A 21,691-nucleotide genomic window follows, 5' to 3' on the forward strand; every position below is an offset into this window, starting at 1 on the left:
GCCGCCGGTGCCTACCGGCGGCCGCGCAGCCTGGCGTCGAGCGCGCCGAGCTGGGCCGGCGTGCCGACGTTCTCCCAGATACCCTCGTACAGCTCGCCGCTGGCATGCCCCGCCGCGATCGTGTCGCGGTAGTAGGGCGTCAGCGCGCGGCGCGTGCCGCGCGGCAGGTCGGCGAACATGCGCAGGTCGTACAGGCCGATATTGCCGAAGGTGAAGCGCGCCGCCGCGCCGTCGAGCGCGAGCCGCCCGTCGTCTTCCAGCGCGAAATCGCCGGCGGGATGGAAGGGCGGGTTCGGCACCATCACCAGGTGCATGCCGGGTGTCGCTTGCGCGGCCATCGCGGCGGCGCGCTCGCGCAGCGAGGCGTAGTCGAATTCGCAGAACACGTCGCCGCTGACCGCCACGAACACCGGCGAGCGCGCGCCGCCGGGCGCGTCCTCGCCGGCCAGCAGCGGCAGCGCCTGGGCGATGCCGCCGGCCGTCTCCAGCGCCTCGCCCTCGGGCGAGTAGCGCAACTGCACGCCCCAGCGCGAGCCGTCGCCGAGCGCGGCCTCGATCTGCTCGCCCAGCCAGGCATGGTTGATCACGATGCGCTCGAAGCCGGCCGCGGCCAGCCTTTCGATCTGCCAGACGATCAGCGGCTTGCCACCGACCTCGAGCAGGGGTTTGGGCCGCAGGTCGGTGAGCGGGCGCATCCGTTCGCCGCGTCCGGCGGCAAAGATCATCGCGGTATCGAGCACGGCGGTCATGTCGGGCAAGGGCGGATAAGGTCGGGTAATGACGGGTAGGGCGAGGTAAGGCTTGTCGGGCTGCGGCCCCGCGTTCAGAACGTGTAGCCGATCTCGACGGACGACTGTCCCTCGAGTTCGTCGAGCAGGTTCGCGAACGGCGCGAGCGGCCGGTAGCGCTGCGCCACCTTGCGCGCGTAGGCGAGGAAGCGCGGCAGGTCGTCGAGGTAACGCGGCTTGCCGTCCCGGTAGTGGATGCGCGGGAACAGCCCGAGCACCTTGATATGGCGCTGCAGGCCGGTCCATTCGAGCTGGCGGTAGAACTCGCCGAAATCGGCGTCGACCGGCAGGCCGGCCTTCCTGGCCTGCTCCCAGTAATAGACGAAGCAGTCGAGCTCGAACTCCTCGTCCCAACTGATGAAGGCATCGCGCAGCAGCGAGACGACATCGTAGGCGAGCGGCCCCCAGACCGCGTCCTGGAAGTCCAGCACGCCGGGATTCGGCTCGCAGATCATCAGGTTGCGCGGCATGAAGTCACGCAGCATATAGCCATGGGGCTGCGACAGCGAGTTCGCCACCAGCAGGGCGAAGGTCCGGTCGAGCACGCCACGCTGGCGCTCGTCGAGCGTCCTGCCCAGGTGGCGGCCGACATACCACTCGGGCATCAGCTCCATCTCGCGGCGCAGGAAGGCCTCGTCGAAGACGGGCAGCACGCCTTCGCGCGAGCTGAGCTGCCAGCGCACCAGCGCATCGATGGCGGCCCGCAGCAAGGGCTTCGCGGCGGCCGTGTCGGCCGGGTCGAGCGCGCCGATGTAGGTGGCGGTGCCGAGGTCGGAAACCAGCATGAAGCCCGCTTCCAGGTCGGTTTCGAGCACCCGCGGCGCATGCAGGCCGGCGGCCGCGAGCAGCCCGGCGATCTGCACGAACTCGCGGCATTTCTCGGGCGGCGGCGCATCCACCGCGATCGCCGTGCCGCCGGGCTCGGTGCCGCTCGCGAGCCGGAAATAGCGCCGGAAGCTGGCGTCGGCCGAGGCCGGGGCGAGCGTGTCGAGCGCCAGCGCATGGCGGTCCGCGTGCGTCGCCAGCCAGGCGCGCAGTTGATCGAGGCGGCTGTCGGCGGCGGGAGCGGGAGACTGGGCGGGGGAAGGGGGCGTCATCGAAACGGAAACTCGGGGGAGGGGGGAACGTCTTGCCATATAATACCCCACGACTTTTTTGACGCGTCCCGTGTCAATCCCCGCCGGTCGCGGGTTCGCAGCGCGCCTGCGGCCCCTCGTTGCTCCCGCCGATCGCCTTGGCTCGTGTGCGCCCCGTCGCCGTCACGGCTCGATTGCGTGGTCCGCGATGCGCGAACGCCGGGGCCTGACGGGGCCGATTCGCCCGATATCGATGCCGCCTAAACTGATTTTCCCGCTCGTATCCCGCGAGCCCGCGATGCGCAAGCGGCGCCTCGCGGTCGCCCTGCTCGCCGTCCCCGGCTTCGTGCCCGCGGTCGCCCAGGCGCAGCTCGCGGGCGCGGCCGCGGATCCGCAGCCGCTCGGAGCGTCGCCGTGGGACCTGCGTCTGGCGCCCCAGCTCGAGGAGCATCCGCTGCGTCCCGGCTCGAAGCCGGCCGGTTTCGTGCTGGCCGACCACACCAGCGGCACCACCGATCAGGACCTGGCCGCCAAGGGTTCGGCGGAGTTGAGGCGCGGCACCACCATCGTCAAGGCCGATGCGCTGCACTACGATCAGGACACCGACATGGCCGATGCCTATGGCAAGGTCACGGTGTCGGGCAACGGCTCGACCTTCTACGGCCCGGAAGCGCACCTGAAGGTCGAGGCGAACCAGGGCACGATGGCCACCCCGAAGTACCGCTTCACGGCTACCGGCGGCGCGGGCAGCGCGCAGCAGGCGGAGTTGCTCGACAGCGAGCGCTCGGTGATGACCGATGCGACCTACTCGGCCTGCCAGTGCGCGAACCCGGCCTGGTACATCAAGGGCAGCCGCTTCGAGTTCGACACCGGCGCCGACGAGGGCGTGGCGCGCAACGGCACGCTGTTCTTCCAGGGCGTGCCGATCTTCGCGAGCCCCTGGCTGACCTTCCCGCTGTCGGGCGAGCGGCGCAGCGGTTTCCTGCCGCCGACCTTCTCGCTGAGCTCGACCAATGGTTTCGAGCTGGCGGTGCCTTACTACTTCAACATCGCGCCGAACCGCGACCTGACGCTGACGCCGGAAATCATCTCCAAGCGCGGCGTGTTCACGCGGGCCGAATATCGCTACCTGTCGCCGACCTACTCGGGCGGCATCACCGGCGAATTCCTGCCCGACGACCGGGTCGCGCATCGTGATCGCTACGCGATCTACCTGCAGCACCAGCAGAACTTCGGCAACGGCTTCGGCGGCTACGTCTACTACAACAAGGTATCGGACCAGGCCTATCCGGGCGATCTCGGTTCGACCAACCAGTTCGCCAACGGCACCCAGACGCTGTACCAGCAGGAAGCCGGCCTGACCTACTACAACGGTCCCTGGTCGATCCTCACGCGCTACCAGCACTGGCAGACGCTGCAGCCGACCGTCGCGCCTTACGGCCGCGAGCCGCAGTTGAACGTGAAGTACGCGAAGTACAACGTCGGCGGCTTCGACTTCGGCGCCGAGGCCGACTACACGCGCTTCAAGATCACCACGGCGGACCAGCCCGAAGGCGACCGCGTGATGTTCAACCCGTACGTCTCGTACGGGGTCTATGGTCCGGGCTACTTCATCGTGCCGAAGGCGCAGCTGCACCTCGCCTCGTACGACCTGACCAACACCACGGGCGGTGTCCCGGGCCAGCCGAAGCGCTTCACCTACTCGATCCCGACGCTGTCGTTCGACACCGGGCTGGTGTTCGACCGCTCGGTGCGCCTGTTCGGGCAGGACTTCATCCAGACGCTGGAGCCGAGGCTCTACTACGTCTACACGCCGTACCGCAACCAGCTCGACGCGCCGCTGTTCGACACGGCCGAATCGGATTTCGGGCTGGCCGAGATCTTCACCACCAACACCTTCGTCGGCAACGACCGGATCTCGGACGAGAACCGCCTGACCGCGGCGCTCACCACGCGTTTCCTGGACGCCGCCACCGGCGACGAGCGCGCGCGCTTCGTGATCGCGCAGCAGTACTACTTCACCGACCAGCGCGTCACGCTCGACCCGACCCAGGCGCCGACCCAGGCGCGTCACTCGGACCTGATCGTCGGCGCCTCGCTCAAGCTCGGCGCCGGCTTCGCGTCGGAGACGGCGTTCCAGTACAACGCCGACAACAACCAGCTGGTGAAGTCGAGCATCGGCTTCGGCTACAGCCCGGGCGAGCGGCGCGTGCTCAACGTCGCCTATCGTTACACGCGGGCCAACGCCTCGACCCTGGTCAACGAGCCGATCAACCAGATCCTGGTTTCCGGCCAGTGGCCGCTGACCCAGCATCTCTACGCGGTCGGCCGCTTCAACTACGACCTGGCCGGCAAGCGCGTGGTCGACGGTCTACTCGGCTTCCAGTACGATGCCGACTGCTGGGCAGTGGGCGTGGGCGTGCAGCGCACCGCCAACGGCGTGAACCTTTCCGGTCAGCAGAGCTCGGCCACGCGCTTCATGGCGCAGCTGACCCTGAAGGGACTGTCGAACATCGACAACGGCCTGGTGGCCGCCTTCAAGGGCGGTGTCCCCGGCTACACGCCGCTGCCGCCGGCCCCGCCGCCGCAGGCCCGATTCAGCAACTATGACTAACTTTCGCCCTGACGCGGCGCCGGCCCAGCCAGCTTTCAATGGAGTCTTTGTGGCAATGAAGAAATCCCTTCGCTTCGCAGCAATCGTGTCGGGCCTCGCGGCCGTCATGTCGCTGCTGTCCGTCACGCCGGCGGCCGCGCAGGCGCTCGGTTCGAGCGGCGCGACGCTGGCCGACGAGGTCGTGGCGGTCGTCAACAACGGCGTGATCACGGCACGCGAGCTCGACCAGCGGGTCGGCCTGATCTCGCGCCGGCTGCAGCAGCAGAAGGTGCCGGTGCCGCCGCCCGAGGAACTGCGCTCGCAGGTGCTCAACCAGATGGTGGTCGAGCGGATCCAGCTGCAGAAGGCCAAGGACGACGGGATCGAGGTCAGCGACGCCACCGTGCAGAGCACGCTGCAGCGCCTGGCCGCCGCCAACGGCATGACGGTCGACCAGTACCGCGCCCAGCTCGAGGCGCTCGGCGTGCCCTGGAGCACCTTCTCCGGCGACGCGCGCAACGAGCTGATCCTCTCGCGCCTGCGCGAGAAGGAAGTCGACAGCAAGATCACCGTGACCGACGCCGAGGTGGCCAGCTACATCGCCAGCCAGCGCGGCCCGAACTCGGGTTCGCAGCAGGACGTGCGGCTCGAGCACATCTTCGTGGCCGCGCCGCAGAACGCGCCGCAGGACCAGATCGACACCGCGCAGAAGAAGGCCGACGGCCTGCTCAAGCAGGCGCTGGCTTCCGGTGCCGATTTCGAGAAGCTCGCCAGGAATTCCTCGGAGGCGAAGGACGCCAAGACCGGCGGCGATCTCGGCTTCAAGGCGCCGGGCTCGCTGCCGGCCGACGTGGTGCAGGCGGTCTCGCAACTGCGCCCGGGCCAGGTCAGCCCGAACCTGATCCGCGTGCCGGACGGCTTCGAGATCGTGCGTCTGGTCGACCGCCGCCCGGCCTCGGGCACCGCGGGCGCCTCGCCCAAGATCGTGCAGACGCACGTGCGCCACATCCTGCTGCGCGTGGGTGAAGGCAAGTCCGAATCGCAGGCTCGCCAGCAGTTGGTCGACATCCGCAACCAGGTCGAGGCGGGCGGCGATTTCGCCAACTTCGCGCGCACCTATTCGCAGGACGGCTCGGCCTCGCAGGGCGGCGATCTCGGCTGGATCAGCCCGGGCGAGACGGTGCCGGAATTCGAGCGCGCCATGAGCCAGCTGCAGGACGGCCAGATCAGCCAGCCGGTGCGCACCGAATACGGCTACCACCTGATCCAGGTGCTGGGCCGCCGCGACGCGGAAGGCTCGGTGCAGAAGCAGATGGACATCGCACGCCAGGCGATCGGCCAGCGCAAGGCCGAGCAGGCCTATGCCGACTGGCTGCGCGAGCTGCGCGATTCGTCTTACGTGCAGATCAAGATCGGCCAGCCGCAACCCTGAGCCCCGCCGTCATGCGAGCCGCCCAGCCCCTGCGCATCGCGATCACGACCGGCGAGCCGGCCGGGGTCGGCCCGGAGCTGAGCGCGCGCGCGCTGGCCCAGGCGGGCGATCGCTGGCCGGATGCGCGCTTCGAGGTATTGTGCGACGCGGCGCTGTTCGCCGAGCGCGCGGCGGCGGTCGGCGTGGATGCCGAGCGGCTCGGCGCCGATGGCCGCGTGAGCTTCGCGCATCGGCCGCTCGCGGTACCTGCGCGAGCGGGCCGGCTCGATGCCGCCAACGGCCTTTACGTGCTGGGCCTGCTCGATGCGGCGATCGACGGCGCGCTGGCGGGCGACTACGACGCGATCGTCACCGCGCCGCTGCAGAAGAGCACCATCAACGACGCCGGCGTGCCCTTCACCGGCCATACCGAATACCTGGCCGAGCGCACCGCCACGCCGCGCGTGGTGATGATGCTGGCGGGCACCGGCGAGCGGCCCTTGCGCGTCGCGCTGGCCACCACGCACCTGCCGCTCAGAGACGTTTCCGCCGCGCTCTCGATCGAGGGGCTGGTCGAGACGCTGAGCATCGTCGACGGCGACCTGCGCCGCCATTTCGGCCTCGCCGCGCCGCGCATCCTGGTCACCGGGCTCAATCCGCACGCGGGCGAGAACGGCTACCTGGGCCGCGAGGAAATCGACGTGATCTCGCCGGCGCTGGCGCGCGCGCAGCAGGCCGGCATCGACGCGCGCGGCCCCTATCCGGCCGACACGCTGTTCCAGCCGCGTTATCTCGAGCAGGCCGACTGCGTGCTCGCGATGTTCCATGACCAGGGCCTGCCGGTCCTCAAGTACGCCACCTTCGGCGAGGGCATCAATGTCACGCTCGGCCTGCCGATCGTGCGCACCTCGGTCGACCATGGCACGGCGCTCGACCTGGCCGGTTCCGGCCGCGCCGATTGCGGCAGCATGATCGCGGCGCTCGATACCGCCGTCGCGATGGCGCGCCACCGCCTCCAGGCACGCGCGGACTGAATTCCCGGTCCGCCTTTTTTCGTTTTTCCGGATTCGATGTCGAACAGCAGACAGCACCAGGGACACTTCGCGCGCAAGCGCTTCGGGCAGAATTTTCTCGTCGATCTCGGCGTGATCGATTCGATCGTCAATGCGATTCGCCCCGAGCGCGGCGAGCGCATGGTCGAGATCGGGCCGGGCCTCGGCGCGTTGACGGGCCCCGTGATCGAGCGCCTGGCCACGCCGGAATCGCCGCTGCACGCGGTCGAGCTCGACCGCGACCTGATCGGCCGCCTCAAGCAGCGCTTCGGCGAGCGGCTCGAACTGCACGCGGGCGACGCGCTCGCCTTCGACTTCGGCTCGCTGGCGCTGCCCGGCGACAAGCCCTCGCTGCGCATCATCGGCAACCTGCCCTACAACATCTCCAGCCCGCTGCTGTTCCACCTGATGGACTTCGCCGAGCGCGTGGTCGACCAGCACTTCATGCTGCAGAACGAGGTGGTCGAGCGGATGGTGGCCGAGCCGGGCAGCAAGGCCTTCAGCCGCCTGTCGGTGATGCTGCAGTACCGCTACGTGATGGACAAGCTGATCGACGTGCCGCCCGAATCCTTCCAGCCGCCGCCGAAGGTCGATTCGGCGATCGTGCGGATGATTCCCTACGCGCCGCACGAGCTGGCCGCGGTCGATGTCGCGGTGCTCGGCGAGGTGGTCACGGCCGCCTTCTCGCAGCGCCGCAAGATGCTGCGCAACACGCTCGGCGCCTATCGCGACGCGATCGATTTCGATGCGCTCGGCTTCGACCTGGCGCGCCGCGCCGAGGATGTCGGGGTCGACGAATACGTGGGCCTGGCCCAGGCGGTGTCGGCGGCGCGCCCGGCCGGCTGAGGCTTGTCGACGGCGGGCGCGGCCGAAGGGCGTCTGTAAGCCGTTCGATTTGCGCCCGGCGAAAATTCGCTGCGTCTGGTAAATTCGGCCGTTCCCAGAAGACTGTTCCCCACGGAGTCCCCCCATGCGAATGCTGCACACGATGCTGCGCGTCGGCGATCTCGACCGCTCGATCCAGTTCTACACCGAGCTGCTCGGGATGAAGCTGCTGCGCCGCAACGACTACCCGGAAGGCAAGTTCACGCTCGCCTTCGTCGGTTACGAGGAAGAAAGCGCGGGCACGGTGATCGAGCTGACCCACAACTGGGATACGCCGTCCTACGAACTCGGCAACGGTTTCGGCCACCTCGCGATCGAGGTCGACGATGCCTACGCGGCCTGCGACCGGATCAAGGCCCAGGGCGGCAAGGTCACGCGCGAGGCCGGCCCGATGAAGCACGGCACCACCGTGATCGCCTTCGTCGAGGATCCGGACGGCTACAAGATCGAGTTCATCCAGCGCAAGACGCAGCACTGAACCATCGGGCGGGTGCCTCGCGCCCGCTGCCGCCGGCCTTGAAAGGCCATGAAAAAACGGCGCTCCGCTTCATGCGGAGCGCCGTTTTGCATGGCAGCCGGAAAACGGGCGGGGCGCGTTCAGAGCGCCGGCAATAGCTCGGGCGGATGATGCTTGAGCGTGTGCCGCGCCTCGCGGAATTCGGGAAAGATCGATTCGACGGTCTGCCAGAACGCGGGGCTGTGGTTCATCTCGCGCAGGTGCGCGAGCTCGTGCGCGACCACGTAGTCGACGATCGACATCGGGAAGTGCACCAGGCGCCAGTTCAGGCGGATCTTGCCGTCGCTGGAGCAACTGCCCCAGCGCGTCGAGGCCGAGGACAGCGCATAGGCACGGTAGCTCACGCCGAGCTTCTGTGCATAAACCGGCAGGCGCTCGCCGAAGATGCGCTTGGCCTCGCCCTGCAGCCAGCCCTGCACGCGATCCTTGATCTGCTGGGCGTCGGCATGCGCGGGCAGGCCCAGCGCCAGCACGGCGCGCTCGGCGTCATAGGCCAGCGTGCCGTCGGCCGAGGCGATGGTGATCGCCACCGGCTTGCCGAGATAGGGAATCTGCGCGCCGTCCTTCCAGTCGATCTGCGGCAGCGCGCGCTGCTCGATGCGGGTCTGCCACTCGGCCAGCTTGGCGAAGATCCAGCGGCGCTTCTCGGCGATCGCCGCCTCGATGTCGGTGAGCGTGACCCAGCGCGGCGCCGTGATCGACAGGCCGCTGCCGTCGATCGCGAAGCCGATGGTGCGCCGCGCCGAGCGCTTGAGCCGGTATTCGAGCACGCGCCCGTCCAGCGTCAGCTTGCGCAGCGAGCGGTCGCGCTCGGGCGAGAGCGAAGCGGGAGGCGCGGGCGCGAGCGGTCCGTCGAACAGCGGCAGATCGAGCTGGTGATGATCGAGTGCGACGACGGCGGGCCGTGGCCTGGGACGCTTGGGCATCAGATCGCTTCGTTGGGCGTTGCGCAATATGAATGAAACCTTGGATCAGAGTCGTGCGGCGCCGGCCGATCGGGCGTCGCCGTTCGCGTCGCCGTTTTCGTGGCGGTAGGCATCCGGATCGATGCGGCGCATTTCCGTTTCGATCCACTGCTCGACGCGAAGGTTCAGCTCGTCCGGCGTGAGGCCGCGCGAATCGATCGGCTTGCCGATCGACACCGTGACTATACCCGGATACTTGTTGAACGAATTGCGCGGCCAGACGCGGCCCGCGTTATGGGCGATCGGCACCACCGGCACGCCGGCGCCCACCGCGAAGCGCGCGCCGCCCGTCTTGTACTTGCCCTGGCGCCCGGTCGGGGTGCGCGTGCCCTCGGGGAACATGATCACCCAGGCGCCGTCGGCGAGGCGGCTCTTGCCCTGGCGGATCACCGAGTCGAAGGCGTTCTTCCCTTCCTTGCGATTGATGTTGACCATGTGCAGCAGGCCCAGCGCCCAGCCGAAGAAGGGCACGTAGAGCAGCTCGCGCTTGAACACGTAGCAGAGCGGACGCGGCATCAGGGCCGGGAAGGCCAGCGTCTCCCAGGCCGACTGGTGCTTGGAGAGCAGCACGGCGGGGCCGTCGGGCAGGTTCTCCATGCCCTCGATGCGGTAGTCGATGCCGTTGAGCACGCGCACCACGGCGAGCGTCGAGCGGCACCAGCCGGCCGCCATCCAGTAGCGCGCATGCGGGCGCATGAACGGGAACGCGATGAAGCAGGCGGTCGCGTAGGGCACCGTGTAGAGCACGAAATAGACGAGTAGCAGCAGCGAACGGAGGAAAAGCATCGGCGTGGGCTCGGGCGTTGACGGAAGGCGCGCGCGGCGAGGGCGGCGTCAGTCCTGTGGCTGGGACAGAAAATCGAGCGCGAAGGCGCGCAGGTCGTCGTGCACGCGCGTGCCTTCGGGCAGCTTGCCGGCCGCGAGCGTCTTGCGGCCCTTGCCGGTGAGCACCAGGTGCGGGCGGAAGCCCACCGCGACGCCGGCCTGCAGGTCGCGCAGCGCGTCGCCGACGATCGGCGTCTGGTCCGGCTCGATCTCGAAGCGCTGCGTGATCATGGTCATCATGCCCGGCTTCGGCTTGCGGCAATCGCAGTTGTCGCTGGCCGTGTGCGGGCAGTAGAACACCGCGTCGATGCGTGCGCCGACCGCGGCGGCCGCCTTGTGCATCTTCAGGTGCATGGCGTTGAGCGCGGCCATGTCGAACAGGCCGCGCCCGATCCCCGACTGGTTGGTCGCGACCACCACGCGGTAGCCCGCGTGGTTGAGCCGCGCGATCGCCTCGAGGCTGCCGGGCAGCGCGATCCATTCGTCGGGCGTCTTGATGAAGGCGTCCGAATCGACGTTGATGACGCCGTCCCGATCGAGGACGACGAGCTTGCGGTTGGCACCCGTCGGCATGGCGTATCTCCTGGCAGCGCGTGGCGTGACGATGGGCCGCTCAGGCGGCCAGCTTCGAGATGTCGGCGACGCAGTTCATCTGCTGGTGCAGCGCCGACAGCAAGGCGAGCCGGTTGGCACGCAGCGCCGGATCCTCGGCATTGACCATCACGTCGTTGAAGAAGGTGTCGACCGGCGCGCGCAGCGCGGCCAGCGCCGACAGCGCGCCGGTGTAGTCGCGCGCGGCGAGCTGCGACTGCACGCGCGGCGCGACCTCGGCCAGCTGCGCGGCCAGCGCCTGCTCGGCCGGCTCGGCCAGCAGCGCCGGCTGGATCGCGCCGGGCGCGGCGCCTTCCGACTTCTTCAGGATGTTCGAGATCCGCTTGTTGGCGGCCGCCAGCGCCTCGGCCTCGGCCAGGCGCGTAAACTCGCGCACCGCGTCCAGGCGCGCGATCAGCTCGTCGATGCGGGTCGGCTCGAGGCCCAGCACCGCGTCGATCTCGCCGGCGCTGTAGCCGCGCTCGCGCAGCAGGCCGCGCAGGCGATCGAGGAAGAAGGCGAAGATCGCGTCGGTCGAATCGGCCACCCCGGCGATGCCGGCGAAGCTCGCCTGGGCGGCGCGCAGCAGCTCGACGATATCGAGCGGCAGCTGCTTCTCGAGCAGCAGGCGCAGCACGCCCAGCGCGTGACGGCGCAGCGCGAACGGGTCCTTCTCGCCGGTCGGCGCGAGGCCGATGCCCCAGATGCCGACCAGGGTCTCGAGCTTGTCGGCCAGCGCCACCGCGGTGCTGACGGCGGCCTCGGGCAGCGTGTCGCCCGAGAAGCGCGGCTGGTAGTGCTCGGTGCAGGCGACCGCGACCTCTTCCGGCTCGCCGTCGTGGCGCGCGTAGTAGGTGCCCATGGTGCCCTGCAGCTCGGGGAACTCGCCGACCATGTCGGTCAGCAAGTCGGCCTTGGCCAGGCGTGCGGCGCGTTGCGCCAGCGCCGGGTCGGCGCCGATCGCCGGCGCGATGCCGGCCGCGATCGCCTCGATGCGCTCGACGCGCGCGAGCTGCGAGCCCAGCTTGTTGTGATAGACCACGTTGGCCAGGCGCGGCACGCGATCGGCCAGGCGCGTCTTCTTGTCGGTCTCGAAGAAGAACTTGGCATCGGCCAGGCGCGGGCGCACCACGCGCTCGTTGCCCTCGACGATCTCCACCGGCGTGGCCGTCTCGATGTTCGAGACGATCAGGAAGCGCGAGCGCAGCTTGCCGGCCGCGTCGGTCAGCGCGAAGTACTTCTGGTTGGTCTGCATGGTCAGGATCAGGCATTCCTGCGGCACCTGCAGGAACTCGTCCTCGAAGCGGCAGGCATAGACCACCGGCCATTCGACCAGCGAGGTGACCTCGTCGAGCAGGGCCTCGGGCATCACCACCGTGTCGCCGCCGGCCTGCTCGGCCAGCGCGGTGCGGATCTGTTCCTTGCGGTCGACGAAGTGCGCGATCACGCGGCCGCGTTCGCGCAGCGTCTCGGCGTAGCCGGCGGCCGAGCCGATCGCGACCGCGCCGCTCGACAGGAAGCGGTGGCCGAGCGTGGTGTCGCCGGCATCGATGCCGAACGCGGAGACCGGCACCACGTCCGTGTCGTGCAGCACCGTGAGGCGATGCACCGGGCGCACGAACTGCACGTCGCTGCCGTCGGGGCGCTGGTAGGTCATCACCTTGGGGATCGGCAGCTTGTCGAGCGTTTCCTTGAGCGCGGCCTGCAGGCCGTCGGCGAGCGTGGCACCCGGCGCCGAGTAGTTCAGGAAGAAGGCCTCGGCCTTGCCGTCCTGGGCGCGCTCGAGATCGGCGATGCCCAGCTCGGGGCGACCGAGCGCGGCCAGCTTCTTGGCCAGCGGCGGCGTCGGGTTGCCGTTCGCGTCGAGCGCGACCGACACCGGCAGCACTTTCTCGCGGACCTGGCGCTCCGGCGCGACGGCGCGCACGTTGAGGATCAGCACCGCCAGGCGGCGCGGCGTGGCGAAGCGTTCGAACACGGCTTCGCCGTCGATCAGGTCGCGCGCGGCGAGGCGCTGGGCCAGGCCTTCGGCGAAGGCGTCGCCGAGACGCGCGAGCGCCTTGGGCGGCAGTTCCTCGGTCAGCAGTTCGACCAGCAGGGGAGCGGTATGGGTGTGCGTCATGATGGGGGGAATCTCGTCAGTCCTGATCGATCTTGCGTTCGGCCTTGAGGGGCGGCACCCAGCCGGGCTGGGCCGCGTCCTGCGCGTCGGTGGTGAGGCCCGGTACGCCGCGCACCGGGTTGCCGATCATCGGGAAGCCGAGCGCCTCGCGCGATTCGTAGTAGGACTGCGCGACCAGGCGCGACAGCGCGCGAATCCGGCCGATGTAGGCCGCGCGCTCGGTGACCGAGATCGCGCCGCGCGCATCGAGCAGGTTGAAGGTGTGGCCGGCCTTCAGCACCAGTTCGTAGGCGGGCAGGGCGAGCTTCGCCTCGATCATGCGCTTCGCTTCCGACTCGTAGCTGTTGAAGAAGCCGAACAGCAGCTCGACGTTGGCGTGCTCGAAGTTGTAGGTCGACTGCTCGACCTCGTTCTGGTGGTAGACGTCGCCGTAGCTGAGGCGGCGGATCTCGGGGCCGTTCGGGCCCAGTTCCTCCCACTCGGTCCAGACCAGGTCGTAGACGTTCTCGACCTTCTGCAGGTACATCGCCAGCCGTTCCAGCCCGTAGGTGATCTCGCCCAGCACCGGCTTGCAGTCCAGGCCGCCGGCCTGCTGGAAGTAGGTGAACTGGGTGACTTCCATGCCGTTGAGCCAGACTTCCCAGCCCAGGCCCCAGGCGCCCAGCGTCGGGTTTTCCCAATCGTCCTCGACGAAGCGCACGTCGTTCTGCTTGAGGTCGAAGCCGAGCGCTTCCAGCGAGCCGAGGTACAGGTCGAGGATGTTCTCCGGCGCCGGCTTCATCACCACCTGGTACTGGTAGTAGTGCTGCAGGCGGTTCGGGTTCTCGCCGTAGCGGCCGTCCTTCGGGCGGCGCGAGGGCTGCACGTAGGCCGCGCGCCACGGCTCGGGGCCGATCGCGCGCAGGAAGGTGTGGACGTGCGAGGTGCCTGCGCCGACTTCCATGTCGATCGGCTGGAGCAGGGCACAGCCCTGCTTGTCCCAGTAGGACTGGAGCGTCAGGATGATTTGCTGAAACGTGAGCATGAGGGGCCTTCGTGGGCGCTGCGGGCTGCGAATCGGGCGCCGGCGCGAGCGGGCTCGACCGGTGCGCCAGTCCGGCGCGCGGCTTGGCTGGGCGTAAAACGCGTAATTTTACCGGATCGGCGCGACACTGCGGCCGGAACGCCCGCGCGCGGCGGCGGGCGCGCCGATTGCGGGCCGATTGCAAGCCGATTGCGGGCCGGCGCAGGGGGATTCGACGGCACCCCCGGCGCGTCGCGCGCCGGGTTCGCGGTGGCGTCGAGAGGCAGCGGCCGCGCGCCCGGGAGAGGGCGCCGCTCTTCGTCGTGGCCTGTATCGAGCGCCGCATGCGCGGCACCGGCCACGCCCGCACGTACCGCCCGCGTGGCGTGCGAATCGCGAAGCGCACGGTAAGATGCCGCATCCGCCCAGCCGACCCACGGACCGCCGCCGCTCATGTTCAGAACGCCCGTCGACCCGCAGTTCCCCTTCTACCCGCCGCTGCTCGAATTCCTGAGCGAGGCCGCGGCCGCCGGCGAGGCCGGCCGCGCCGAGGCGCGCGCGTCATGGCTCGACGCCGCCTCGCGGCTGCATTCGCTCGACTACGAGGCGCTCGCGCGGCTCACCGTGACCCTGCTCGAACACCAGCGCTACGGCGACGCGGCCGAATTCGCGAGCTGCCTGTGGCGCGTCGAGCCCGAGGTGGCCGCGCTCGCCTTCAACTGTGGTTACGCGTTGCAGATGGGCGGCCGCCACGCCGAGGCGATCGCGCCGTACCGGCGCGCGCTGGAACTCGCGCCCGATTGGCCTTCGCTGCGCAACAACCTGGCGATCGCGGTGCGGATCTCGGGCGGCGACCCGGCCGAGGAACTGGCGCTGCTGGAGCAGGCCGTGGCCGCCAATGCGCGCGACGAGCAGGCCTGGATCAACCTGGTGGTCGCCTACCGGGCCCGCTACGACCTGGCGCGCTCGATCGCGGCGGCCGAGCGAGCGCTGGCGCTGGCCCCCGACAGCGCGCTGGCGCAGAACAATGCCTCCTGCGCCTACAAGGAAGCGCAGCGCTGGGACGAGGCCGAGCGCTGCGCGCGCCGCGCGCTGGCGCTGTCGCCCGACGACGCCTCGTTCCGTTTCAACCTGGCCATCATCGAACTCGCGCGCGGCAACTTCGCCGACGGGTGGCTGGGCCACGAGGCGCGCTGGCAGGGCTCGAGCGAGCTGCGCGGCGGCCATCCCGCGCTGAACGCGCCGCGCTGGCGCGGCGAGCCGCTGGCCGGCAAGACCTTGCTGGTGTGGGGCGAGCAGGGCATGGGCGACCTGCTGCAGTTTTGCCGCGCGATTCCGCTGCTGGCCGAGCACGTGCACCGCGAGGGCGGCCGGCTGGCCTGGAATTCCTTCCCGCAAATGGGTGAGCTGCTGTCGCGCAGCCTCGGCGCGCATGTCGATCTCTATTCGAGCGACGTCTCGCTCGATCGCCTGCCCGCCGCCGACTACCAACTGCCGATCGGCAGCGTGCCCTGGCAGCTCGGCCTGCCCGACGCGGCCAGCGGCGCGAGCGTGCCCTACCTGCGCGCCGACACGGCCGCGCGCGACGCCTGGCGTGCGCGCTTCGCGGCCGAGGCGCGGCCCGGCGAGCGCCTGCGGGTCGGGCTGGCCTGGACCGGCAGCGCCGGCCATCAGCGCAATCCGTTCCGGCGCGTGGGCCTCGATCGCTACGCGGCGGCCTTCGCCGGCATCGAGGGCGTGAGCTTCCATTCGCTGCAGCCGGGGCTCGGTGCCGAGGTCGAGGCGGCGCGCGCCGCGGGCCTGCCGATCGTCGATCATTCGGCCGAATGGCGCAGCTTCGACGACACCGCCGCCTATCTCGGCGCGCTGGACCTGGTGATCACGGTCTGCACCTCGATCGCCCATCTGAGCGGCGCGCTGGGCCAGGCGAGCTGGGTGCTGCTCGACGTCAATCCGCATTGGGTCTGGCAGCACGAGCGCCGCGACAGCCCGCTCTATCCCTCGGCGACGCTGTACCGGCAAGCGGCCTTCATGCAATGGACGCCGGTGCTCGAGGCGGTCGCGCGGGACCTGCGAGCGCTGGCTGGCGCGGACGGCGCCTGGTAAGGCGCGCTGCGCGCCGGGGCGGGCAGGCAAGCGAGGGGAGGCGAGGGAAGACGAGAAGGCCGGGTCCGGGGCGATCAGCGAATCAGGACCGGTAAGCGAACCGGCGCCGCGCGAGCGGCGCCGGTCAATCCCGCGCTCAGCCGCGCCGGCGCAGGCGCGGGCCGGCCAGCAGCGCGAAGCCGAGCAGCACCAGGGCGAGCGCGAGCACGATCGCATTGCCGCTGGCGACGAAGGGCGTGATGCCCTGGGTGCCCTCGACGGTCACGTCGAGCGAGCCCAGCGTGAAGGGCTTGAGACGCCCGATCACGCGGCCGTGCGCGTCGATCGCGGCGGTCATGCCGGTATTGGTGGCGCGCAGCATTGGCCGGCCGGTTTCGAGCGAGCGCATGCGCGCGATCTGCAGATGCTGGTCGAGCGCGATGGTGTCGCCGAACCAGGCGAGGTTGGTGACATTGACCAGGATGCCCGGCGAGGGCGCGTTGTCGCGCACCGTGGCGGCGATCTCCTCGCCGAAGATGTCCTCGTAGCAGATGTCGGCCATCACCGGCTGGTTGTGCACCAGGAACGGCGCCTGCACCGGCGCGCCGCGCGCGAAGTCGCCCAGCGGCATCTTCATCAGCCTGACGAACCAGTGGAAGCCCCAGGGGATGAACTCGCCGAAGGGCACCAGGTGGTGCTTGTCGTAGTGATAGATGTCGGTCGAGCCCGGCGTCACGCCATACAGGCTGTTGGTGTAGTCGGTCAGGCTGCCGTCGGGCAGCACCTTGTCACCCACCGCGCCGAACAGCACCGAGGTGCCGGTCTTGTCGACGAAGCTGCGCACCGCCTTGGCGAAGGGCAGCGGAATGTCCTGGATCATCACCGCGATCGCCGTCTCGGGCGTGACCACCAGGTCCGCGGGCTTCTCGGTGATCATCGTGGTGTACATCTTGATCGCCGCGTCGATGCCGGCCTGCTCGAACTTGACGTCCTGCTTGACGTTGCCCTGCAGCAGGCGCACCCGCAGCGGCTGGTTCTCGGGCTGGGTCCAGGGCACCAGCGGCAGCAGCAGGCCGGCGGCCACCAGCGCGGCGGCCAGCGTGGCCGGCGCGAGCGCGCCGCCACGTCCTTTACTGGCACGCACCACCGCATTGACCACCAGCGCCGCGAACAGCGCCAGCACCCAGCCGATCCCGTAGACACCGACGAGCGGCGCATAGCCGGCGAACGGCCCGTCCACCTGCGGATAACCGCTGGCCAGCCACGGGAAGCCGGTAAACACCGTGCCGCGCGCCCATTCGCCGATCGCCCAGGCGCTCGCGAACGCCAAGGCGCCGTGCCAGCTCGGCGCGAACGCGCGCCCGGCGCGCTTGCCCGAAGCCAGCGCCCAGGCCAGCGCGGACAGCGCCGGATAGACCGCCAGGTACAGGCAGAACAGCACCAGCGCGCCGCCCGCGATCCAGGCGGCCATCTCGCCATACACGTGCATGCTGATGTACAGCCACCAGATGCCGGACAGGAAATTGCCGAAGCCGAAGGCGGCGCCGGTCAGCGTGGCCTGCCAGCGCGTGCCGCAGCGCGCGAGCTGGGCGAAGAACCAGACGAACACCAGCAACTGGAGCCAGCCGCCGTGTGGAGTGGGGGCGAAGCTGAGGGTATTGGCCGCGCCGGCGAGCAGCGCGGCGGGGAAATGCCAGCCGGGCAGCGCGCGGCCGCCGGAGCCGCCCGAGGCGAAGGTGGCGCCGCGCCGCGCGCGGGTCGGGAACGATTCGGCCATGTGGTCGAAGGGTGGAGCGTTGAGGGAGGCCGGACGATCAGTCGTCGCCGGCCGATTCGCCGCGGCGGCCGGCGAGCGGGTCGCGGCGCACCAGCAGCACGTGGATCTGACGCGCGTCGCCGCGCTGGATCTCGAAGATCAGCTTGCCCAGCCGCAGCTTCTCGCCGCGATGCGGGACCCGGCCGAAATGGTGGGTGATCAGCCCGCCGATGGTATCGACCTCGTCGTCGGGGAAATCGGTGCCGAACGTCTCGTTGAACTGGGCGATCTCGGTGAGCGCGCGCACGCGGTAGCGGCCGTCCGGCGCCGAGATGATATTGCCGGCTTCCTCGTCGAAGTCGTATTCGTCCTCGATGTCGCCGACGATCTGCTCCAGCACGTCCTCGATGGTGATCAGGCCGGCCACGCCGCCGTATTCGTCCACCACGATCGCGAGGTGGTTGCGGTTCACGCGGAAGTCGTGCAGCAGCACGTTCAGGCGCTTCGACTCCGGGATGAACACGGCCGGGCGCAGCATGCCGCGCACATCGAATTCCTCTTCGGCGTAGAAGCGCAGCAGGTCCTTCGCGAGCAGCACGCCGATCACGTTGTCACGGTTCTCTTCGTAGACGGGGTAGCGCGAGTGGGCCTTCTCGAGCACGAAGGGGATGAAATCCTCGGGCTTGTCGGCGATGTTGATCGCGTCCATCTGGGCGCGGGGCACCATGATGTCGCGCGCGCAGAGGTCGGAAACCTGGAACACGCCCTCGATCATCGAGAGCGAATCGGCGTCGATCAGGTTGCGCTCGTGCGCGTCTTGCAGGATTTCGAGCAGCTCGCCGCGCGATTCGGGCTCGGGCGAGATGAAGTCGGTCAGGCGTTCGAGCAGCGAGCGCTTTTCGGGAGGTTTGTCGGTGGACTTTCGACTGGGATACGAATCGTTCATGGTGGTGCGCCCGGCAGGTGCGTGGGCGCGTTGTCACGGAGTTGGGAAGGATACACCAAGGGCGTGGCGCTGCCGTGTCGGCCGGATGGCGGACGCGGCGGCCGGCCCGGCGACGCTGGGCCCATCCTAACCCGGAATCGGCGCGGGCCCAAGGCGGGCCAAAAATCGCGCTTCGCGGGCGCCGCGAACGAAATGAACGGCGCGGCGGCGCGGCCGGCCGGGTTCAGGCGCAGCGCGCCAGCAGCGCTTCCAGCGCGCGATCGGGGATCCCGCTCTCGCGCAGCGCGGCGACGGTGCGCGTCACGTAGTCGAGGGTGGTGCCGTAGCGGCCCTCGGCGGAGCCGAACACGGCGCGGAACACCTCGTCGGACAGCTTGCCGGTATAGGTGGGCGCCTCGCGGCGCATCACGAAGGCCAGCGCCCGCACGCGCTGGCCGGTGCTCAGCGTGCAGGGCAGCCAGGCGGGCCGGTACGAGCCCATCGGCATCTCGCGCTTCCAGAGCGTTTCGAGATGCGGCATCGCGCTGGAGCCGGCGATCCGGAACGCCACGCCGCTGCAGGAGCCGCCGCGATCGAGCGCCAGCACCAGGCCGGGCCGTTCCGGCGTGCCGCGGTTCACGCGCGACCACAGGTAGAGCCCGCGATGGTAGCCGTGCACGCGGCCATGCACCTTCTCGACGGTCGGCAGCCCCGGGTTCCAGATCAGCGAGCCATAACCGAACAGCCAGAGATCGGCGCGGCGATCCCAGTCGGCGAGGCTCGCGTCCAGCGAGCTGGCGAGTTCGTCCTCGCTGAGCAGCCGGCCGCTGCCGATTGGGGGCGGGTAGGCGTTGGAGGCGGGAATCGGGGTGCTCACGGAATCCTGGCGGCCGCAGGCGGCTCGGGTTGATCGGGGAAGGAACGGATGGCGCGACGGACCCGGGCCTTACAGATAGGGGTTCGGGAAACCGAGCTTGGCGAGGATGTCGATCTCGAGCGCTTCCATCTCGGCGGCGTCTTCCTCGCCGCGCTCGTGATCATACCCCTGCGCGTGCAGCGCGCCGTGCACCAGCAGGTGCGCGTAGTGGGCCACCAGCGGCTTGTCCTGCTCGCCGGCCTCCTTCTCGACCACCGGGCAGCACAGCACGAGATCGCCGATGGTGGTGCCGTCGGGCGCCTGGTCGTAGGCGAAGGTCAGCACGTTGGTGGGGTAGTCCTTCTTGCGATAGCCGCCGTTCAGCTCGCGGCCTTCCTTCTCGCCGACGAAGCGCACCGTCAGTTGCGCATCGGAGAACAGCGCGGTGGACAGCCATTCGGCGATCAGCTTGGGCTTGGGCAGCTTCTTGCGCTGCGAGGCGGCGATCTCGTCGCCGTATTGCACCACCAGCTCGAGCTCGGGCTCGCCGGCGGGCTCGGTGTCGGAGCCGGCGGCAGGCTCGGCGGCCAGCGCGGTGCCGACCTCGGGCGAGGGCTCGGCGCCGACCGACAGCGTCAGGCTGTCGTAGTGCTCCGGGCGCAGGGTCAGAGTGACGCGCTGGCCGGCATCGGCATGCTGCGCGACGATCGCGATCGAGGCTTCGCCCGAGGCGCCCGACAGGTCGAACATCAGCGCGCGGCCGTCGGGAAAATCGATGCGCAGGCCTTGCGTCTCGACCGACTTGACCTTGCCGCGGGCGTCGAACAGCGATACGCGCGGCGCGCTCGGGGCGGCGGCCTGGTCAGGCTTGCGGGACTTGTGGGAGCGGGAGGATTTCATGTTGGCGGCGTGGAACGGAATCGCCTGAGCATACACCAAACGGCCAGCCGTTTCGTTCGCCGGAAACGCCTTGCGCGGCGACTGGCGCGGCCCTCGCGCGCCGCCTCGGCGGCCCGGCCCGGCGGGCCTCGGCGCCGATCGGGCGGGGCTCGCCGAGGGGCGTCGGCGTGACGAAATGCGACGGCCTGCCGCGCGGCAGGCCGTCTCCAGATGCGGGCCCGGCGCGGCCTTGTCCGGCCGCGCCGCTCGCTCAGTCGTCCTTGTGCTGGGCGTGGAAGTCGTCGTAGGCCTCGACGATCCGCGCGACCAGCGGATGCCGCACCACGTCGGCGCTGGTGAAGCGCGTGAGCGCGATGCCGCGCACCTGGCCGAGCACCTGCTGTGCCTCGATCAGCCCGCTCTTGTGGCCGCGCGGCAGGTCGACCTGGGTGGTGTCGCCGGTGACCACGGCCTTCGAGCCGAAGCCGATCCGGGTCAGGAACATCTTCATCTGCTCGGGCGTGGTGTTCTGCGCCTCGTCGAGGATGATGAAGGCGTGGTTCAGGGTGCGGCCGCGCATGTAGGCGAGCGGCGCGATCTCGATCATCTGGCGCTCGAACATCTTGGCGGTCTTGTCGAAGCCGAGCAGGTCGTAGAGCGCGTCGTAGAGCGGGCGCAGGTAGGGGTCCACCTTCTGCGACAGGTCGCCCGGCAGGAAGCCGAGCCGCTCGCCGGCTTCCACGGCCGGGCGCGTCAGCACGATGCGCTTGACCTGGTCGCGCTCCAGCGCGTCCACCGCGCAGGCCACCGCCAGGTAGGTCTTGCCGGTGCCGGCCGGCCCGATGCCGAAGGTCACGTCGTGCGAGAGGATCTGCTTGAGGTACTCGCGCTGCGCCGGGGTGCGCCCGCGCAGGTCCGAGCGGCGCGTGTAGAGCTTGGGCGCCGGCTCCTCGTCGAGTGCCGCGCCGGCCTCGCCCTCGGCCGCGCCGGGCTGGTCGAAGGGATGGTCGGGGTCGCCGCGAAAGCGCACGTCGAGCGTCGGCTCGGCCGATGCGCCCCGCGCGCCGTTGCCGAGCTGGCGCGTCTCGACCAGGGCGAGCTGGATGTCGTCGAGCGAGAGCGGATCGCGCGCGCGGTTGTAGAAGTTCTCCAGCGCGGCCAGCGCGAGCTTGGCGCCGCGGCCGCGGATCGCGATCCGGTGGCCGCGGCGCTGCAGCGTCACGTCGAGCGCCTGCTCGATCTGCCGCAGGTTCTCGTCCAGCGGTCCGCAGAGGTTGGCGAGGCGCGCGTTGTCGTCGCGCGGCGCGGTGAATTCCAGGGCTTGGGTGGCTTTCAAGGTGGCGTGGGCTTCCTGCGCTGGGC

The 21,691-nt window shown here is 69.8% G+C and carries 18 protein-coding genes; 6 read left to right on the forward strand and 12 right to left on the reverse strand.

Annotated features, from left to right (window positions below; translation table 11 throughout):
- Nucleotides 1-11 precede the first annotated feature (11 nt).
- Both murU and F3J18_RS20135 read right to left on the reverse strand, forming a co-directional pair.
- Nucleotides 12-749, reverse strand: a complete 738-nt coding sequence (murU, locus tag F3J18_RS20130) for an N-acetylmuramate alpha-1-phosphate uridylyltransferase MurU (protein ID WP_166913848.1) — start codon at nucleotides 747-749, stop codon at nucleotides 12-14.
- A gap of 74 nt (nucleotides 750-823) precedes the next feature.
- Nucleotides 824-1,885 (reverse strand): phosphotransferase, encoded by a 1,062-nt coding sequence (locus tag F3J18_RS20135; RefSeq protein WP_166913830.1) that lies wholly within the window; start codon nucleotides 1,883-1,885, stop codon nucleotides 824-826.
- Nucleotides 1,886-2,117: 232 nt separating this feature from the next.
- On the opposite strand from F3J18_RS20135, the gene F3J18_RS20140 reads away from it, so the two are divergent.
- From F3J18_RS20140 to gloA, 5 genes are all read left to right on the forward strand, one after another.
- Nucleotides 2,118-4,478 (forward strand): LPS-assembly protein LptD, encoded by a 2,361-nt coding sequence (locus tag F3J18_RS20140; RefSeq protein WP_025096886.1) that lies wholly within the window; start codon nucleotides 2,118-2,120, stop codon nucleotides 4,476-4,478.
- A gap of 55 nt (nucleotides 4,479-4,533) precedes the next feature.
- Nucleotides 4,534-5,889, forward strand: a complete 1,356-nt coding sequence (locus tag F3J18_RS20145; protein WP_025096887.1) for a peptidylprolyl isomerase — start codon at nucleotides 4,534-4,536, stop codon at nucleotides 5,887-5,889.
- Nucleotides 5,890-5,900: 11 nt separating this feature from the next.
- Nucleotides 5,901-6,902 carry a 4-hydroxythreonine-4-phosphate dehydrogenase PdxA gene (pdxA, locus tag F3J18_RS20150; RefSeq protein ID WP_025096888.1) on the forward strand — a complete coding sequence of 334 codons (1,002 nt, stop codon included), beginning with the start codon at nucleotides 5,901-5,903 and terminating at the stop codon, nucleotides 6,900-6,902.
- A gap of 36 nt (nucleotides 6,903-6,938) precedes the next feature.
- Nucleotides 6,939-7,766 carry a 16S rRNA (adenine(1518)-N(6)/adenine(1519)-N(6))-dimethyltransferase RsmA gene (gene rsmA / locus F3J18_RS20155; RefSeq protein ID WP_017921056.1) on the forward strand — a complete coding sequence of 276 codons (828 nt, stop codon included), beginning with the start codon at nucleotides 6,939-6,941 and terminating at the stop codon, nucleotides 7,764-7,766.
- Between the two features lie 124 nt (nucleotides 7,767-7,890).
- Entirely contained in the window at nucleotides 7,891-8,283 is a 393-nt protein-coding gene (gene gloA, locus F3J18_RS20160; protein WP_047836973.1) for a lactoylglutathione lyase, read from the forward strand.
- A 119-nt stretch (nucleotides 8,284-8,402) separates the two neighbouring features.
- Here gloA and F3J18_RS20165 read toward each other — a convergent pair whose 3' ends face one another.
- From F3J18_RS20165 to glyQ, 5 genes are read right to left on the reverse strand one after another with little or no spacing between them, the layout of a single operon-like run.
- Nucleotides 8,403-9,248, reverse strand: a complete 846-nt coding sequence (locus tag F3J18_RS20165; RefSeq protein ID WP_166913832.1) for a SprT family zinc-dependent metalloprotease — start codon at nucleotides 9,246-9,248, stop codon at nucleotides 8,403-8,405.
- A 45-nt stretch (nucleotides 9,249-9,293) separates the two neighbouring features.
- Nucleotides 9,294-10,073, reverse strand: a complete 780-nt coding sequence (locus tag F3J18_RS20170) for a lysophospholipid acyltransferase family protein (RefSeq protein ID WP_166913833.1) — start codon at nucleotides 10,071-10,073, stop codon at nucleotides 9,294-9,296.
- Between the two features lie 48 nt (nucleotides 10,074-10,121).
- Nucleotides 10,122-10,685: a D-glycero-beta-D-manno-heptose 1,7-bisphosphate 7-phosphatase gene (gene gmhB / locus F3J18_RS20175; RefSeq protein ID WP_013699333.1), complete on the reverse strand. Its 564-nt coding sequence runs from the start codon at nucleotides 10,683-10,685 to the stop codon at nucleotides 10,122-10,124.
- 40 nt (nucleotides 10,686-10,725) lie between these two features.
- Nucleotides 10,726-12,825, reverse strand: a complete 2,100-nt coding sequence (gene glyS / locus F3J18_RS20180; protein WP_166913835.1) for a glycine--tRNA ligase subunit beta — start codon at nucleotides 12,823-12,825, stop codon at nucleotides 10,726-10,728.
- A 16-nt stretch (nucleotides 12,826-12,841) separates the two neighbouring features.
- Complete coding sequence (glyQ, locus tag F3J18_RS20185; RefSeq protein ID WP_017921059.1) at nucleotides 12,842-13,849, reverse strand: glycine--tRNA ligase subunit alpha; 1,008 nt, start codon at nucleotides 13,847-13,849, stop codon at nucleotides 12,842-12,844.
- 432 nt (nucleotides 13,850-14,281) lie between these two features.
- Here glyQ and F3J18_RS20190 point away from each other — a divergent pair, with 432 nt between their 5' ends.
- Nucleotides 14,282-15,934: a tetratricopeptide repeat protein gene (locus F3J18_RS20190; protein ID WP_025096892.1), complete on the forward strand. Its 1,653-nt coding sequence runs from the start codon at nucleotides 14,282-14,284 to the stop codon at nucleotides 15,932-15,934.
- A gap of 136 nt (nucleotides 15,935-16,070) precedes the next feature.
- Here F3J18_RS20190 and lnt read toward each other — a convergent pair whose 3' ends face one another.
- The 5 genes from lnt to F3J18_RS20215 form a co-directional block, all read right to left on the reverse strand.
- Complete coding sequence (gene lnt, locus F3J18_RS20195; protein WP_166913837.1) at nucleotides 16,071-17,690, reverse strand: apolipoprotein N-acyltransferase; 1,620 nt, start codon at nucleotides 17,688-17,690, stop codon at nucleotides 16,071-16,073.
- A gap of 37 nt (nucleotides 17,691-17,727) precedes the next feature.
- Nucleotides 17,728-18,615, reverse strand: a complete 888-nt coding sequence (locus tag F3J18_RS20200) for a transporter associated domain-containing protein (protein WP_166913839.1) — start codon at nucleotides 18,613-18,615, stop codon at nucleotides 17,728-17,730.
- A gap of 223 nt (nucleotides 18,616-18,838) precedes the next feature.
- Complete coding sequence (locus tag F3J18_RS20205) at nucleotides 18,839-19,471, reverse strand: gamma-glutamylcyclotransferase (RefSeq protein WP_013699327.1); 633 nt, start codon at nucleotides 19,469-19,471, stop codon at nucleotides 18,839-18,841.
- A 69-nt stretch (nucleotides 19,472-19,540) separates the two neighbouring features.
- A complete protein-coding gene (gene ybeY, locus F3J18_RS20210; protein ID WP_025096895.1) occupies nucleotides 19,541-20,350 on the reverse strand; it encodes an rRNA maturation RNase YbeY in 810 nt (269 codons plus the stop codon).
- Between the two features lie 250 nt (nucleotides 20,351-20,600).
- A complete protein-coding gene (locus tag F3J18_RS20215) occupies nucleotides 20,601-21,665 on the reverse strand; it encodes a PhoH family protein (RefSeq protein ID WP_166913842.1) in 1,065 nt (354 codons plus the stop codon).
- Nucleotides 21,666-21,691: the final 26 nt, after the last annotated feature.

This window comes from Burkholderia sp. Ax-1720 (assembly GCF_011753035.1).
In the GTDB taxonomy this organism is placed as follows: Bacteria; Pseudomonadota; Gammaproteobacteria; order Burkholderiales; family Burkholderiaceae; genus Burkholderia; species Burkholderia gladioli.

Coding starts and splice junctions, on each gene's coding strand:
- pdxA (WP_025096888.1), top strand. CDS start 5,901: ATGCGAGCCGCCCAGCCCCTGCGCATCGCGATCACGACCGGCGAGCCG.
- murU (WP_166913848.1), bottom strand. CDS start 749: ATGACCGCCGTGCTCGATACCGCGATGATCTTTGCCGCCGGACGCGGC.
- ybeY (WP_025096895.1), bottom strand. CDS start 20,350: ATGAAATCCTCCCGCTCCCACAAGTCCCGCAAGCCTGACCAGGCCGCC.
- glyS (WP_166913835.1), bottom strand. CDS start 12,825: ATGACGCACACCCATACCGCTCCCCTGCTGGTCGAACTGCTGACCGAG.
- F3J18_RS20165 (WP_166913832.1), bottom strand. CDS start 9,248: ATGCCCAAGCGTCCCAGGCCACGGCCCGCCGTCGTCGCACTCGATCAT.
- gloA (WP_047836973.1), top strand. CDS start 7,891: ATGCGAATGCTGCACACGATGCTGCGCGTCGGCGATCTCGACCGCTCG.
- F3J18_RS20140 (WP_025096886.1), top strand. CDS start 2,118: ATGCCGCCTAAACTGATTTTCCCGCTCGTATCCCGCGAGCCCGCGATG.
- gmhB (WP_013699333.1), bottom strand. CDS start 10,685: ATGCCGACGGGTGCCAACCGCAAGCTCGTCGTCCTCGATCGGGACGGC.
- F3J18_RS20190 (WP_025096892.1), top strand. CDS start 14,282: ATGTTCAGAACGCCCGTCGACCCGCAGTTCCCCTTCTACCCGCCGCTG.
- rsmA (WP_017921056.1), top strand. CDS start 6,939: ATGTCGAACAGCAGACAGCACCAGGGACACTTCGCGCGCAAGCGCTTC.
- lnt (WP_166913837.1), bottom strand. CDS start 17,690: ATGGCCGAATCGTTCCCGACCCGCGCGCGGCGCGGCGCCACCTTCGCC.
- F3J18_RS20135 (WP_166913830.1), bottom strand. CDS start 1,885: ATGACGCCCCCTTCCCCCGCCCAGTCTCCCGCTCCCGCCGCCGACAGC.
- F3J18_RS20200 (WP_166913839.1), bottom strand. CDS start 18,615: ATGAACGATTCGTATCCCAGTCGAAAGTCCACCGACAAACCTCCCGAA.
- F3J18_RS20145 (WP_025096887.1), top strand. CDS start 4,534: ATGAAGAAATCCCTTCGCTTCGCAGCAATCGTGTCGGGCCTCGCGGCC.
- F3J18_RS20170 (WP_166913833.1), bottom strand. CDS start 10,073: ATGCTTTTCCTCCGTTCGCTGCTGCTACTCGTCTATTTCGTGCTCTAC.
- glyQ (WP_017921059.1), bottom strand. CDS start 13,849: ATGCTCACGTTTCAGCAAATCATCCTGACGCTCCAGTCCTACTGGGAC.